The organism is Halopelagius fulvigenes (assembly GCF_042662625.1).
Lineage (GTDB): Archaea > Halobacteriota > Halobacteria > Halobacteriales > Haloferacaceae > Halopelagius > Halopelagius fulvigenes.
The window spans coordinates 917,969-931,942 of the sequence record NZ_JBHSXH010000009.1; the positions used below are offsets into that span (position 1 = coordinate 917,969).

Consider the following 13,974-nt stretch of genomic DNA (forward strand, 5'->3'; position numbering starts at 1 on the left):
CGTCAGGCGATTCGGTACCGTTCGGCGTCCTGATCGACGAGTCCTCGCTCGCACAGGGTGCTGAGGATGCTGTACAGGGAGAGCTTCTTCATCTCCAATCCCTTCTGTAGGTCCGTTATCGACGCGTCGCCCTGCGTCGAGAGATAGAGGTAGACGAGTTTCGCCCGGGGCGACTCCAGTTCCGCGGGGATCGTCGAAAGACCTGTGCCGGAGGACGAGTCGGAGTGGATGGACCGTTGCATAGTTGTTACCGACCGATTGGGTTCGACGATAATAAAACCAATCCACGACGATTGTCGAAAGGACGGAATCGGAAAACGTGGGGGAGCGGCCGTCTCGACGGTGAACTCCGAAACTGTCAGGGATATTCACGGTCGAACCGCGGTCGTTCGTCCGTCCGATTTTCGACTACCGACGAGAGTCGGTTCGACGGGGGTCCGGCAGCGGCGGGGAGTGGCGGTCGGCGGGGAGCGGAGACGAGCAAAGACGAGCGAAGCGAGTCCGAACGCGCCCGGCGGAAGTGGAAGGGGCGGGAGTCGAACCACGCGAAGCCGTGCTCCGGGCGGACCGCGGAGCGGTCGCCGTCGGAGACGCTCTACCACTGAGCTACCCTTCCTGTCTCGGAGTACGTGGGAGCGACACAAATAGCCTCGGTGGGTCGGGCGACGGTTCGGTCGGGCGAGGACGAAACGCCCCGGAGAGGGAGAAAGGCGGGTTCAGTAGCTCCGAACCTTCGGCTCGTACGTCTTGCTCTCGCCCTCGAGGATGACCGGGCGGTACCACAGTTCCGGCGTCCCGTCGTTCCACGAGAGCATCGTGTGCTTCAGCCACTCCTCGTCGCGTCGCTCTTGGGCCTCCTTGCGCCAGTGCGCGCCGCGGAACTCCTTGCGGGCGAGCGCGCCGAGCGTGATGGCCTCGGCCACGTCGAGGATGTTCTGCATCTCGATGGTCTGGACGAGGTCGGTGTTGAACGTGCGCGACTTGTCGGCGACGTAGACGTCCTCGTAGCGTTCGCGCGCCTCGCGGATGTCCCGGAGCGCCTGCTTGAGGCCCCCCTCCTCGCGGAAGACGTTGACGTTCCGCGTCATCGACATCTGGACGTCCGCGCGGATTTCGGCCTGCTGGATGCCCTCGTCCTTCCCGAGGAGGTACTCGATGCGCTCTCTCTCGGCTTCCAGCGCGCGTTCGACGTAGCCCTCGGGCGTGAGCGAGGAGGACCCGCCGGACGCCGCCGCGCCGCCGTCAGAACGCGGTTCCGACGAGGATCGCGAACCGTCGGTTCGCTCACCCCCGTCAGCGACGACGTCGCCGCCGGACGACACCGCGCCCGGTTCGACGGGCGTATCGACTTCGCCGCGTTCCCACTCGCCGCGCTGACCGGTCTGTATCTCCGCGTCCTCCATCTCTCGGCCCGCGGCGTGGTAGCCGGCGCGCTTGCCGAAGACGATGAGTTCGGGGAGGGCGTTGCCGCCTAAGCGGTTCGACCCGTGGACGGAGGCGCAGGCGCACTCGCCGGCCGCGTACAGGCCGTCGATGCACGTCTCGCCGTTCTCGTCCGTCTCGATGCCGCCCATCGCGTAGTGCTGGCCGGGCTTGACCGGCATTGGTTCTTCGAGGCCGTCGACGCCCTCGAAGTCCTCCGCGAGGTGGAGGATGTTCTCCAGACGGTCGAGGATGCGCTCCTCGCCGAGGTGGCGCATGTCGAGGTGGACGTACTCGTCCTCGATGCCGCGGCCCTCGTTGACCTCCGTCAACTCGGCGCGCGACACCACGTCGCGGGAGGCCAGTTCCCCGGCGTTGTTCGCGTACCCGTACTCGAACATGAACCGCTCGCCGTCCTCGTTGTAGAGGATGCCGCCCTCGCCGCGGACGCCCTCGGAGATGAGAACGCCCGTCGAAGGCAGGGTGGTCGGATGGAACTGGATGAACTCCATGTCCTCGATGGGGACGCCCGCGCGGTACGCCATGGCGACGCCGTCGCCGGTGTTGGAGACGGCGTTCGTGGTGTGGTCGTACACCTGCCCGAGGCCGCCCGTCGCGAGGATGACCCCGTCGCGGGCGCGGAAACCCGACACCTCGCCGGACTGGATGTCGTAGGCGACGACGCCGTGACACGTCCGCTCTTCGGGGTCCGCCTCGTCGGTGACGGCGAGTCGCGTGACGTACCACTCGTCGTACACCTGGATGCCCCGTTTGACCAACTGTTCGTACATCGTGTGGAGCAGTTGGTGGCCCGTCTCTGCGCCCGCGTACGTCGTCCGTGGGAACGAGAGGCCGCCGAACGGCCGCTGAGAGACGGTTCCGTCCTCCTCGCGGGAGAACGCCATCCCCCAGTGTTCCAACTGCATCGTCTCCTTGGGACTCTCCTTGCAGAGTGCCTCCACCGCAGGGGCGTCCCCGAGGTAGTCCGAGCCTTTCATCGTGTCGTACGCGTGGTCCTCCCACGAGTCACCCTCTCGGATGGCCGCGTTGATGCCGCCCTCGGCGGCACCGGTGTGGCTTCGGACCGGGTGGAGCTTCGAGACGATGGCCACGTCCGCTCCTGCTTCCTGCGCCGCGATGGCCGCGCGGAGGCCCGCGCCGCCCGCGCCGACCACGATAACGTCGTGTTCGTACATGGTGTGAGTTTGTGTTTCGTTGTTGAGGCTGGTTCGACTCGGCTATCTCACCAGAACTTCAGGTTGCTCTTGACGGCTTCGCGCTTCAGCTCCTGGATGTGCTCCGTCAGCGGGATGTCCTTCGGACAGACGGTGCTGCAGGAGAACTGGGTCTGACAGCGCCAGACGCCGTGTTCCTGTTCCAGAATCTCCATCCGGTGCTGCTTGATGTCCTCGCCCTCGCGTTCGTCCATCGTGAAGCGGTACGCCTTGTTGATGGCCGCCGGGCCGAGGTACTCGTTGTCGCCCGCGGCGATGTTACAGGAGGACATACACGCCGCGCACCAGATGCAGCGCGTGGACATCTTGACCTTCTCGCGGTTCTCTCGGGACTGCTTCTGTTCCGCCAGTTCGTCGTCCGGCAGGTCGTTCGTCTGGAAGTACGGCTCAACGGCGTGCATCTGGTCGTAGAAGTGCTCCATGTCCACGACGAGGTCCTTCACGACTTCGGCGTGGGGGAGCGGTTCGACGCGAACGGGCTCGTCGAGGTCCGACAACTGGGTCTTGCACCCGAGTTTCTGACGCCCGTTGATGAACAGGGCGTCGGACCCGCAGATGGCCTGCCGACAGGAGTGCCGGAAGGTCAGACTCGAGTCGTAGTTGTCCCGCGCGTACATCAGCGCGTCGAGGACGGTCATCCCCTTGTGGTAGGGGACGTAGAAGTCGTCGAAGCGAGGCTCCTGCTTCCCGGCGACTTCGGGGTCGTACCGGAACACCTTCAGCTGGTACGTGTCCTCGTCGTCCGGGGATATCTCGGACTCTTCTTTCTGGCGCTGACGCTCTCGAGCTTGGGCCCGGTCGCGCTTCTGCCGCATGCGCTCTTCCTGAGCGACGGAGGTTTCCGACTCCGCCGCGGACGATTCTTGCTCGGACTGTTCGGGAACTTGCGTGCTCATGTTAGAACGGAAGGATGGTGATACCGGCCCATGCGTTCGCGGTTCGGATGCCCTGCACCACGAGGAGGAGACTCGCCGCGACGAGCGTCCACTTCACGGCCGTCTTGCGCGACCCGGTGAGTCCCTGGTTGACGAGGGCGTTGAAGACGCCGTTGACCCCGTGGAACGTCGCTGTCACGAGGAACAGCACCATAAGCGAGTAGTACGTCCACGTCTCCATCCGCGCCGACGACATGGCGAACGTCACCTCGTCCGCGTGGTGGACGAAGTGAAGCAGGAAGAAGTGGAACGCCAGGACGACCACGAGGAACGCGGCCGTGATTCGCTGCCAGAGCCACCGGCGCCCGCCGCGTTCGAACGAGGAGTAGCGTTCCGCCATCTCAGAACACCCCCGCGACGAACGTCGGGACGCTGGCGACGACTATCGCCCCCGTCAGTATCAGCGACGCGTAGAAGCTCTTGTCCTGCGATTCCAGCCCGACGCCGAGGTCCACGAACAGGAGACGAAGCCCGTTGAGGATGTGGAACACCGCCACGGCGAGGAGTCCCACTTCCATGATACGGACCACCAGGAGACTCTCCAGCGTCCGGATGGTGGTCGTGTACGCATCCGGGCTCTGAAGCGCCGTCGAGAGGACGGCGATGTGGGTGAACAGGTAGCCCACTAACACCCAGCCCGTGAACTTGTGGAAAACCCAGGCCCACATACCAGCTGAGAACTCCCGCCACCGGCCGAAGTCCTCGATGAGGCCCCGATTGTAAGACTGACTCATGCTCTCGTGAGTCTGGGTACTGGTATCGTATAGAACTTACGTGTACGGACGCGCGGGAGGGGGGCCCGAATCGGTGGACGGCATCGGCCACTCTCGCCCGCGTCGCGCCGTCGTTTAAGTCGTCGGCCGCGCGCGACGCCGCCGGCGACGCGACGCCGCCGTCACGACCGGGCGTCGGCCCCGTGCGGGGACTGCTCCCGCTCGACGACGCGCCGAACCGGTTCTTCGAGTTCCACGAGGTGGCAGAGCGGGTTCCCCGGGTAGACGACCGGGTTTTCGAGGACGCCGACGAGAAGCCCCGTGAACGGCGCGTCGATGGTGACGTTGTCGTCCTTGAACGGGTTGGTGATGGTGCAGATGCGGTCGCTCTCGTGGACGAGAGACCCCCGGTCGTGGTGCATGTCCACGATGCCGCCCGCGTCGGCGCGAATCCACGTCTTCTCGTTCGCGTCGTCGATGACCGTCTGCCACCCCGGCCACCGGACGACGGTGGTGTCGCGCAGGCCGTACTCTGCGAACACCGACTCGACGCCCGCGAGGGCGTCGTCGATGAGTTCGCGTTGGAACCGGTGGGCCTCGCCCATCTCGATGGTGATGGTGGGGATGCCGACGCGCGTCGCCTCCGTCCGGAGGACGCCGTCGCTGCCGGTGCTGTCGATGATGACGTTCGGCCCGTACGCCCGCGCGAGTCGTTCGACGCCGGGGTCGGACATGTCGGCGCGGACGTGCAGCATGTTCGTCCGGCCCCGCGTCGAGGTGTGGAAGTCGAGGCCGAAGTCGCAGGGCGCGATGAAGTTGTCGAAGATTCTGGCGGCCATGCGCTTCGCGCTCGTGGAGTCGTGCTTACCGGGGAACGATCGGTTCAGGTCGCGGTCGTAGATGGGGAGATACCGCTGCTGCGCGAGGAAGCCGGGGACGTTCATCACGGGGAGGCAGACGAGCGTCCCCGCGAGGTCCGAGAGGTCCCACTCGAAGGCGACTTCGCGGACCACTTCGATGCCGTTTAGTTCGTCGCCGTGGGCGGCGGCCGAGAGGAACACCGTCGGTCCGGGCCGTTCGCCGTTGATGATTGTAACCGGGATGCGGACGGGGTCACCGAGGTACGTCTCGCTGATACCGTACCGGATGTTCTGAGTCTCGCCCGGCGCGACCTTCCCGCCGTTGTACGTGAAGGTCACATCGTCGCTCATACCCGGTCTCCGGGTGGGTGGTACATAACGCTCCCGCACCGCGCGTCGGCGTCGCGCCGGGAACCGAACCTGTTCGTCCGCACGGTCGGACGCGCGCGACGGTTCGGGTTCGGCCCCCGGAGTTAGCGGTCCGACGATCTGCGTCTCTCTCGCTGACGGATCACTTCACCGGCATGCCTTTGAAACAGCGGTATGTTACTGACGTGTATGTCTACGGACGGAGACGAAGTCCGAGTGGGTGTACTCTCTCTCCACAACAGCAAGGAGACGAAGGCGATACTCAACGCGGTCGACGATCTCGGCCACGAGGGGTTGTGGCTGCGGCAGGAGAACACGGCGATAAGCATCGAGGGCGGCGAGGTGACTATCGAACCCGACGTGGACATCATCGCGAACCGCCTCCTCCTCTCGAACACGGAGGAACCGGCGGAACTGCTCGGTCTCGCCACGACGTTCGAGCGAATCCGTCCGATGCTGAACGAACCCGCGAACGTGCTGACGGCGATTCACAAGTTCGCGACGGCGGCGACGCTGGCGAACTGGAACATCAAGGTGCCCGACGCCCTGCTCGCGCTCTCGAACGAGAAGCTGAACGCCGGCCGCGAACGGTTCGGCGACGTCGGCGTCTACAAGAGCGCGATCGGCACCCACGGCGGCGGCACGTGGAAGGTGGACCTCACGGAGACGGTCAACCCGAAGGTCGGCAACAGGCAGGCGTTCCTGCAGGACCTCATCGAACGCGACGCGGACAAGCACCGCGACCTGCGCGTCTACATCGTGGACGGCGAGATAATCGGCGCGATGTACCGCTACGCCCCCGACGGCGACTGGCGGACGAACGTCGCCCTCGGCGGCGACGTCCTCGACGCGACCGACGAGATGCCGAAGGAGGCCCGCGACACCGCTCTCTACGCAGCGGAGGTCATGGACTTGGACTACGTGGGCGTGGACCTCGTGGAGGGCGACGAGGGCTGGTTCGTCCTCGAAGTGAACCCCACGGCCGGGTTCAAGGGGCTCCACAAGGCGACCGGGAGGAGTCCCGCCCCGTACATCGCCAAGACCGCGATCGAACGCGCGGGCGGCGAGGTGGACGACGACCGGGTGGAGGAACTCACCGCGACCCTCGACGACTCCCGTCCCGCCAGCATGCCCCGCGTGGACCCCTCCGCCGAGGGGGAGACGCCGACCATCGGCTACATCGAGGAGATAATCGTCTCGGGGACGAGCGGTTCGAAGCAGACGCTCGCGAAGTCCGACACCGGCGCGACCCGGACGAGCATCGACACGTCGCTGGCGGCGGAAATCGGCGCGGGGCCGATAAAGAGCATGACGCGCGTCCGGTCGGGGAGCCACAAGTCCGGGAAGGCCCGCCCCGTTGTGGACCTCGTCATCGGCATCGGCGGGACCCAACACACCGTGACCGCGAGCGTCGAAGACCGCTCGCACATGGACTACCCGATACTCCTCGGGCGGGACATCCTCGAACACTACCGCGTCGACGTGCGCCGCCGCGCCGACTCCGGCGGTTCGAAGGACGACGACGAACGCGAAGAGGAGTACTTGGAGTAAGACGCTCGCGGGTCTCGGCGGACGCCCCGGCCTCGACGGGACGCTGGGGTGGGGTGAACGGCATTTACGTCTGCGCGACATACGGGCCGTCACCACATGCAGACGACACCGTGGAAACAGACGCTCCTCGACGACCCCGTGATGGCGGACCTCGTTCGGCGGCACGGAGACGTCGAACTCGCCCCCGCGGAGGACGAGTTCGAACGCCTCTGCGTCGCCATCGTCAACCAACAACTCTCGACCGCCTCGGCGAAGGCCATCCGAAAGCGCGTCTTCGCCCTCCTCGGCGACGTGACGCCGACCACTATCCTCGCGGCCGACGCCGACGAACTCCGGGAGGCCGGCCTCTCCCGGACGAAAGTCGAATACCTGCGCAACGCCGCGGAGGCGTTCCGCGAACGGGACTTCACCCGCGAAGCCCTCGCCGAGTACACCGACGAGGAGGTCATCGACGCCCTCACCGAAATCAAGGGCATCGGCGAGTGGTCCGCCCACATGTACCTCATCTTCACCCTCGGCCGGGAGGACGTCCTCCCGTTGGGCGACCTGGCGGTTCGGCGCGGCATCGAGGAACTGTACGGCGCCGCGGACCGCGCCGAGATGCGCGAAATCGCCGAGTCGTGGCGTCCGTACCGGTCGTACGGGACGCTCTACGTCTGGGAACACTACGAGAGTTGACGGGGTGAGCGTTCGCACGTGACCCGCCGCGACTCCCCAACCGGCGGACCGAACGACGGGCGGGGCGAACGGTCGGTGACGCTCTCGACGGGCGAAACCGTCTCGCTCCCCCTCTCGACGGAGGGGACCGTTCTCGGGGCGGTGTTCTCGGCGCGCCGCGACGGCCTCCGGGAACTCCTGCCGGCGGGACTCGAACCGATTCGGGTCGCACCTCGCCGCGCCGCGGTGACGTTTCTGAGCGCGTCGTACCGCCGCGTCGGCGACGGGACGATAGCGCCGTACGACGAGTTCGCCGTCGTCGTCCCGGCGGTCCACAAACCGACCGCGGTCCCGTTCGCGTCGTTACTGCGGCGGGGCGCGAGCGGGTACGTCTGGTTCCTCCCGGTGACGACCGACCCGGCCAGAGCCCTCGGAACCGACGTGTGGGGGTTCCCGAAAGTCGTCGCGGACATCTCCCACGAGGACGACGCGTCCCGGCGGCGGACGACCGTGACCGTCGACGGCGAACGCCTCCTCGCCTTCGAGGCGAAGCGCCCGAAGGCGGTTCGCCGGCGGGAGTCGGGCGGCGCTTACTCGGTCGAAGGCGGACGACTGCTCCGCGCGCCCGTCGAGGTGGACGGAGACGTCGGCGTCTGGCCGTACACCGGCGCGGCGTCGGTCGAGTTCGGCGACCACCCGCGGGCGAGACGGCTTCGCTCGCTCGATATCGGCGGCCGGGCCCTCGCGCGGTTCGTCGTGGACGGCGAGACCGTCTTCGCCGTCGGCGAACCGGTCGAACCCGCGAGATGACCCGACTGAAAATCGTCACATCGGCCGATTCGCGGGGCAGCGATTCCCTCCCCGACTATTTCAGTAAAAACGATTAATGAACTGACTACGGGTTTTCTTTTTACCCGAGGGAAACGTTGAAACCCCGAGCAAGAGAGGATACGCGCATGGAGATAGACGACGTCAACAGTATCACGGTTCTCGGCGCGGGCAGCATGGGCCACGGTATCGCCGAAGTCGCGGCGCTCGCGGGGTACGACGTCAACCTCCGCGACATCGAGGAGGAGTTCGTCCAGAAGGGGTACGACCAGATAGAGTGGAGCCTCGGCAAGTTGGCCGAGAAAGAGCAGATATCCGAGTCGGACGCCGACGCCGCCCTCGAACGCGTCACGACGTACGTGGACCTCGCGGAGTCCGTCTCCGACGCGGACGTCGTCGTCGAAGCGGTGCCGGAGAAGATGGAGATAAAGAAGGACGTGTACACGGAGTTGGAGGCCGCCGCCCCCGAGCGAACCGTGTTCGCGACGAACACCTCCAGCCTCTCGGTCACCGAACTCGCGGAGGTGACCGACCGACCGGAGCAGTTCTGCGGGATGCACTTCTTCAACCCGCCGGTCCGGATGCAACTGGTCGAGGTCATCTCCGGCGCGGAGACGGCCGACGAGACGATGGACCTGATAGTCGAGTTGGCCGAGGAGATGGGGAAGACGCCCGTCCGCGTCCACAAGGACAGCCCGGGGTTCGTCGTCAACCGCATCCTCGTCCCCCAGATGAACGAGGCGGCGTGGATAGTCGAGTCCGGCGACGCCACCGTCGCCGAAGTCGATTCGACGACGAAGTACGGCATCGGCCTCCCGATGGGCACCTTCGAACTCGCCGACCAGGTCGGCATCGACGTGGGCTACCACGTCCTCGACTACATGAACGAGGTTCTCGGCGACGCCTACGAACCGTGTCCCCTCCTCGAAGAGAAGGTCGAAGCCGAGGAACTCGGGAAGAAGACCGGGAAGGGGTTCTACGACTACGAGGGCGGCGAGGGCGCGCAGATTCCCTCCGACGAGGTGCGCGAGGACGTCGAACGACGCCTGATGGCCGTGATGGCGAACGAAGTCGCCGGACTCGTCCAGAACGACGTGGCCGACGCCGAGGCCATCGACCGCGCCGTGATGCTCGGCGCCGGCTTCCCCGACGGCCCGGCGAAGATGGCCGACCGGGCGGGCCTCGGTTCGTTGGTCGAGACGCTGGACGAACTCCACGAGGAGACGGGCGCGGCGCGGTACGAGGCGGTCGAACTGCTCCGCGAACTCGGCGAGTCCGGCGAGGGCTTCCGCGGGGGCGACGCCGGCGAGGAGTCCGAAGGACACGACTACGAGACGCTCTCGGTGGAGGTTCGCGACAACGTGGGTCACGTCGAACTCGACCGCCCGCACCGGATGAACACGATCAGCGAGGAACTGCTGGACGAACTCTCGGCCGCGATAGACGCGTTGAACGACGACGACGGCGTTCGCGCCATCCTCCTGTCGGGCGCGGGCGACCGGGCGTTCTCCGCGGGCGCGGACGTGCAGTCGATGGCTAGCGGCGGGGGCCAACCCGTCGCCGCCGCCGAACTCTCCCGGAAGGGCCAGCGGACGTTCGGGAAACTCGAACAGAGCGACAAGCCCGTCCTCGCGGCCATCGACGGCTACTGCCTCGGCGGCGGGATGGAACTGGCCACCTGCGCCGACCTCCGCATCGCCTCCGAGCGCTCGGAACTGGGGCAACCGGAGCACAACCTCGGCCTGCTTCCGGGGTGGGGCGGCACCGTCCGCCTCCAGCGTATCGTCGGCGCGGGGCGGGCCAAGGAGATTATCTTCACCGCCGAACGCTACGACGCGGAGACGATGCGCGAGTATGGCTTCCTCAACGAAGTCGTCGGCAACGGCGAACTCGACGACCGGGCGTGGGAACTGGCCCGCGACCTCGCGTCCGGCCCGCCCATCGCCCAGCGATACACCAAGCGCGCGATGCGGAGCGGATGGGAGAGCGCCGACGCCGGACTGGAAGTCGAATCGCAGGCGTTCGGCCTCCTCTACAACACCGACGACCTGATGGAGGGCGTCACGGCGTTCATGGGCGACCGCGAACCCGAGTTCGAGGGCAAGTAAGAGGTTCACACCCTCGGCGGGCCGGGAACGGAATCTTTAAACAATTCTGCGAATGACGAAAGAGTGCAGGCTCGGTTGGTGTAGTCCGGCCAATCATCTTGGCCTTTCGAGCCGAGGACAGGGGTTCAAATCCCCTACCGAGCACTTCTCTCGGAACAACCGCCCAAGCAGCACGTCTCGTCGCGCTGCGACGGCTGTGTGGAGTGGATGCGCGACAGGGGATTTGAGCCAGCGAGCAAATCGAAGATTTGCGAGTGAGGTACAAATCCACTACAGGCCCTCCTCAGGCATTCTACGTGCCGATATCGACCGTCGCATGGACAACGACAAAACCGTGCGTAACACCGAGTCGACTCGGCGGAAGCCGTACCCCGACGCCGTACAGACTTGACGGGTCGGAAAATACGTGATCAAGAGGTCACCTGCCACCAGTGACGGTTTCGGAACTCGCCCGCGGTATCGTCGACGGTTCGAATTCGATTTTTGATTTGAGGACGCTTCGTATCGGGCGAGTTGACGGTGATACGTTCGTTTCCGACGACGATATTCGCGGGGTCGCCACGAGAACCGTTTCGGATCTCGTAATCGGTAATTCGCAGATCTACCGACAGAAAGCGGATCAGAGAAGACAGAGCGAGCGAATCCCCGCAGGCACTGTCCCAACGGTCTCCCAGTCGTCGTCACGTTCTACGATCACCCGCCCTTCGTTCGTCCCCGCGACGAGGTGAATGTCCGAAGACGCCCACGCGAGTATCACTTCTTGCGGCGCACCGGGGTAGGACACAGACGCGAACGTTTCGCCGTCGTTTTCGGAGACGAACATGGCCCCGTCCGCACCGGACTCGCCCTCCCACGTTCCCGGCGATGATCGGGCTGCGGCGGCGTACAGTCGTCCGTTGCGAATAGTCGCCTCGCGGAAGTATCGATGCGAGAGTTCCTCGTCTAACCGTGTCCACGAGCGACCTGCATCTGTCGTTCGATAGAGCCCATCACCGCACGAGGCGATGTATTCCTCGTCATCTCGGATCAGCACGTGGTGAACGTCGTCTTGAACGCCATCACGTCGTTCTGCCCACGTTTCGCCGCGGTCTTCACTGACGTGGACGCCGCCGACTTCGACGCCCGCAATAACTCGATTCGGCGTGTCGGGATGAGCGCCTAAGCTTCGGATGTGGGCCTCGTTGCGATGGCGAGGAGTGTACCATTCGTCGCGCGAAGGTAACTCCTGAAACCCTTCGAGCTCACGCCACGAATCACCGTCGTCCTCGCTAACGTAGAGATGGGCTGGATGCGTTCCCGTGTAAAGGCGTTCGTTGTCCGGACTGACGAGAACCGAATAGACCTCGTTCTGCGGGACGCCCTGATCGGACCAGGTTTCGCCCCCGTCCGTGGAACGGTAGAGTCCCGTCTTCGAGCACGCGTAGGTTCCGTCGGCCCATTCGAACTGTTGGACTCGCATTACTCGGCCAGCGTCCAACACTTGGCTCGCGTCGTTGAAATGGATATCCGAAACACGATACACGCCGTCGTTGGTTCCGAGCAACAGTGTCATGAGTGGGTGTTGGTTCCAGCTGACTGTCAATTTATGGGGGAGGCCGTTTCGTGGCATGAGAGCGTGCTGTACCGCGCCAAAACGTCGGCAATTGCGTGATGCTTGTGTCGCTCTCAAGCGGAGTGGGTGACCGGTTCCTTTCTGGGAATCTGTGGCTCTCAGACCAAGCAAGTTCCTCCACAAAGTCACTCACGCTGACGAGGCTGAAGATGCGGACAGGGGACGTGAGCCAGCGAGCAAATCTTCGATTTGCGGGTGAGGTTCGAATCCCCACCGACGGCCACACTCGTTTTCAGTCTGACCCGCGGTGTGTACGGTACCGTGGTCGACGTTCTGGGACACGTTGCGATGGGCCTCCTGTGGGCGGTTCCGGCGTGGGCGTTCCCGGGGAGGCGGCTCAGTCTCGCGTTCGTCGGCGTCGTCCTGCTGACGGTGATGGTTCCCGATATCGACCTCTATCTCCCCGGCGTCGTCCACCACGGGCCCACGCACACCGTGCTGTTCGTCGGGACGGTCGCCCTCCTCGGAGGCGCGGTCCTCGCGCCCCTCGCGGGGCCGACGCTTCGGCGGTGGTGGCGTCGAGACGCCGGCAAAGTGCCGTCGTCGTCGACGGTGTACCTCTTCGTCGCGGGGGGCCTCCTCCTCGGCGGCTTGAGTCACCTGTTCATCGACATGCTGTCGGCCGGGGCCGGCGGGAACCCGCCCTTGGAACCGCTCTGGCCGTTCGTCGTCCGGTCCATCTCCATCGACTTCATCTACTACAGCGCGTTCGTCTGGAACGGCGGCCTCCTCGCGGCGGCACTCGCGATTCACATCGCCCTCTACCTGCGCGAGACGGCCAACACCGAACGCTCGAAGCGAACGTGACGCCGCGGCCCGCGGCCGTCGGCGACCCGAGGTCGGTTCTCGCGGAGTCCCGCCGAGCGCAACCGGAGCGATCGGTTCCGTTCACGGAAATCCACACATATATACGAGGGAGCTTCTGCAACGGCGACAGGCGGTTTTTCCGCTTCCGGACGAGTTCGCAAGCCCGACGGGTTGCGGTTTAGGGGATGGTTTATATCAACCGCCAAAATATGTACAGGTACATTGAGGGGAGGGAAGATGTGTTAGAGACCGAGCGGTTGTTTACGCAGGTGGCCGACGACGATAGTCTGACGAAAGACGACATCTTCTCGATGCTGAGCAACCGCAGGCGTCGTCTGGTCCTCCACCACCTCCACCGCCAGTCCGGAACCGCGTCGGTTCGGGAACTCTCCCAACAGGTCGCAGCGTGGGAGAACGGAGTCTCGACGGACGAACTGAAGTACAAACAGCGAAAGCGGGTGTACACGTCGCTCCACCAGACGCACCTCCCGAAACTCGACGACATCGGCGTCGTCGTCTACGACCGAGACAGGGGGACGGTCGAACTGACGGAACGGGCGGGCCAGTTGGAACCGTACCTCAACATCCAGAGCGAACCCACGGAGTCGTGGTCCGTCTACTACCTCGCGCTCGCGGGCCTCTCCGCGCTCATCGTCTTCTTCGCGTGGGTGGGGTTCTTCCCGTTCCCGATGCTCCCCGACATCGTCTACGCCGGCGTCGTGACCGTCGTCTTCGCGGCGTCGGCGGCGGTACACACGTACCAGGTCCGATCGGCGACGGTTGACCCCGACTCCGCGCCGCCGGACTCCGCCCGCCCGAGTCGGAACCCGCTCGACGAAACGGTCGCCGACGGCGGCGAAGACGGAGGCGACTGAAC

Annotated in this window: 13 protein-coding genes and 2 tRNA genes; 7 read left to right on the forward strand and 8 right to left on the reverse strand. The window is 65.3% G+C overall.

Going from position 1 to position 13,974, the window contains the following annotated elements; translation table 11 throughout:
* Positions 1-2: 2 nt before the first annotated feature.
* From ACFQEV_RS07305 to ACFQEV_RS07335, 7 genes are all read right to left on the reverse strand, one after another.
* Positions 3-242, reverse strand: coding sequence for a TrmB family transcriptional regulator (locus ACFQEV_RS07305; protein WP_379694212.1), 240 nt, complete (start codon positions 240-242; stop codon positions 3-5).
* A 279-nt stretch (positions 243-521) separates the two neighbouring features.
* Positions 522-616, reverse strand: a tRNA-OTHER gene (locus tag ACFQEV_RS07310).
* A 100-nt stretch (positions 617-716) separates the two neighbouring features.
* Positions 717-2,618 (reverse strand): FAD-binding protein, encoded by a 1,902-nt coding sequence (locus ACFQEV_RS07315; RefSeq protein WP_379694214.1) that lies wholly within the window; start codon positions 2,616-2,618, stop codon positions 717-719.
* A gap of 47 nt (positions 2,619-2,665) precedes the next feature.
* Positions 2,666-3,553, reverse strand: coding sequence for a succinate dehydrogenase/fumarate reductase iron-sulfur subunit (locus ACFQEV_RS07320; protein ID WP_379694216.1), 888 nt, complete (start codon positions 3,551-3,553; stop codon positions 2,666-2,668).
* A gap of 1 nt (position 3,554) precedes the next feature.
* Complete coding sequence (locus tag ACFQEV_RS07325; protein ID WP_379694219.1) at positions 3,555-3,932, reverse strand: succinate dehydrogenase/fumarate reductase transmembrane subunit; 378 nt, start codon at positions 3,930-3,932, stop codon at positions 3,555-3,557.
* A 1-nt stretch (position 3,933) separates the two neighbouring features.
* On the reverse strand, positions 3,934-4,326 hold the full coding sequence (sdhC, locus tag ACFQEV_RS07330; RefSeq protein ID WP_379694221.1) for a succinate dehydrogenase, cytochrome b556 subunit: 393 nt from the start codon (positions 4,324-4,326) through the stop codon (positions 3,934-3,936).
* Positions 4,327-4,487: 161 nt separating this feature from the next.
* On the reverse strand, positions 4,488-5,516 hold the full coding sequence (locus tag ACFQEV_RS07335) for a succinylglutamate desuccinylase/aspartoacylase family protein (protein WP_379694223.1): 1,029 nt from the start codon (positions 5,514-5,516) through the stop codon (positions 4,488-4,490).
* Between the two features lie 207 nt (positions 5,517-5,723).
* On the opposite strand from ACFQEV_RS07335, the gene ACFQEV_RS07340 reads away from it, so the two are divergent.
* The 5 genes from ACFQEV_RS07340 (at position 5,724) to ACFQEV_RS07360 (ending at position 10,822) form a co-directional block, all read left to right on the forward strand.
* Entirely contained in the window at positions 5,724-7,085 is a 1,362-nt protein-coding gene (locus ACFQEV_RS07340) for a putative ATP-dependent zinc protease (RefSeq protein ID WP_379694225.1), read from the forward strand.
* Between the two features lie 96 nt (positions 7,086-7,181).
* On the forward strand, positions 7,182-7,763 hold the full coding sequence (locus tag ACFQEV_RS07345; RefSeq protein ID WP_379694228.1) for a DNA-3-methyladenine glycosylase family protein: 582 nt from the start codon (positions 7,182-7,184) through the stop codon (positions 7,761-7,763).
* Positions 7,764-7,781: 18 nt separating this feature from the next.
* Complete coding sequence (locus ACFQEV_RS07350) at positions 7,782-8,552, forward strand: acetoacetate decarboxylase family protein (RefSeq protein ID WP_379694230.1); 771 nt, start codon at positions 7,782-7,784, stop codon at positions 8,550-8,552.
* A gap of 146 nt (positions 8,553-8,698) precedes the next feature.
* The gene (locus ACFQEV_RS07355) at positions 8,699-10,678 is read left to right on the forward strand and encodes a 3-hydroxyacyl-CoA dehydrogenase/enoyl-CoA hydratase family protein (protein ID WP_379694232.1); all 1,980 of its coding nucleotides are present in this window, start codon (positions 8,699-8,701) and stop codon (positions 10,676-10,678) included.
* Between the two features lie 69 nt (positions 10,679-10,747).
* Positions 10,748-10,822 (forward strand) — tRNA-Glu (locus ACFQEV_RS07360).
* A gap of 475 nt (positions 10,823-11,297) precedes the next feature.
* On the opposite strand, the gene ACFQEV_RS07365 is transcribed toward ACFQEV_RS07360, so the two are convergent.
* Positions 11,298-12,230: a WD40/YVTN/BNR-like repeat-containing protein gene (locus ACFQEV_RS07365; protein ID WP_379694234.1), complete on the reverse strand. Its 933-nt coding sequence runs from the start codon at positions 12,228-12,230 to the stop codon at positions 11,298-11,300.
* 321 nt (positions 12,231-12,551) lie between these two features.
* Between ACFQEV_RS07365 and ACFQEV_RS07370 the strand changes: the two genes are divergently transcribed.
* Together ACFQEV_RS07370 and ACFQEV_RS07375 are read left to right on the forward strand one after the other, a co-directional pair.
* Positions 12,552-13,097: a metal-dependent hydrolase gene (locus ACFQEV_RS07370; RefSeq protein ID WP_379694236.1), complete on the forward strand. Its 546-nt coding sequence runs from the start codon at positions 12,552-12,554 to the stop codon at positions 13,095-13,097.
* 209 nt (positions 13,098-13,306) lie between these two features.
* On the forward strand, positions 13,307-13,972 hold the full coding sequence (locus tag ACFQEV_RS07375; protein ID WP_379694238.1) for a DUF7344 domain-containing protein: 666 nt from the start codon (positions 13,307-13,309) through the stop codon (positions 13,970-13,972).
* Positions 13,973-13,974: the final 2 nt, after the last annotated feature.

Excerpts from the sequence above, each read along its gene's own strand:
- ACFQEV_RS07305 (WP_379694212.1), bottom strand. The coding sequence starts at position 242 with ATGCAACGGTCCATCCACTCCGACTCGTCCTCCGGCACAGGTCTTTCG.
- ACFQEV_RS07315 (WP_379694214.1), bottom strand. The coding sequence starts at position 2,618 with ATGTACGAACACGACGTTATCGTGGTCGGCGCGGGCGGCGCGGGCCTC.
- ACFQEV_RS07320 (WP_379694216.1), bottom strand. The coding sequence starts at position 3,553 with ATGAGCACGCAAGTTCCCGAACAGTCCGAGCAAGAATCGTCCGCGGCG.
- ACFQEV_RS07325 (WP_379694219.1), bottom strand. The coding sequence starts at position 3,932 with ATGGCGGAACGCTACTCCTCGTTCGAACGCGGCGGGCGCCGGTGGCTC.
- sdhC (WP_379694221.1), bottom strand. The coding sequence starts at position 4,326 with ATGAGTCAGTCTTACAATCGGGGCCTCATCGAGGACTTCGGCCGGTGG.
- ACFQEV_RS07335 (WP_379694223.1), bottom strand. The coding sequence starts at position 5,516 with ATGAGCGACGATGTGACCTTCACGTACAACGGCGGGAAGGTCGCGCCG.
- ACFQEV_RS07340 (WP_379694225.1), top strand. The coding sequence starts at position 5,724 with ATGTCTACGGACGGAGACGAAGTCCGAGTGGGTGTACTCTCTCTCCAC.
- ACFQEV_RS07345 (WP_379694228.1), top strand. The coding sequence starts at position 7,182 with ATGCAGACGACACCGTGGAAACAGACGCTCCTCGACGACCCCGTGATG.
- ACFQEV_RS07355 (WP_379694232.1), top strand. The coding sequence starts at position 8,699 with ATGGAGATAGACGACGTCAACAGTATCACGGTTCTCGGCGCGGGCAGC.
- ACFQEV_RS07365 (WP_379694234.1), bottom strand. The coding sequence starts at position 12,230 with ATGACACTGTTGCTCGGAACCAACGACGGCGTGTATCGTGTTTCGGAT.
- ACFQEV_RS07375 (WP_379694238.1), top strand. The coding sequence starts at position 13,307 with ATGTACAGGTACATTGAGGGGAGGGAAGATGTGTTAGAGACCGAGCGG.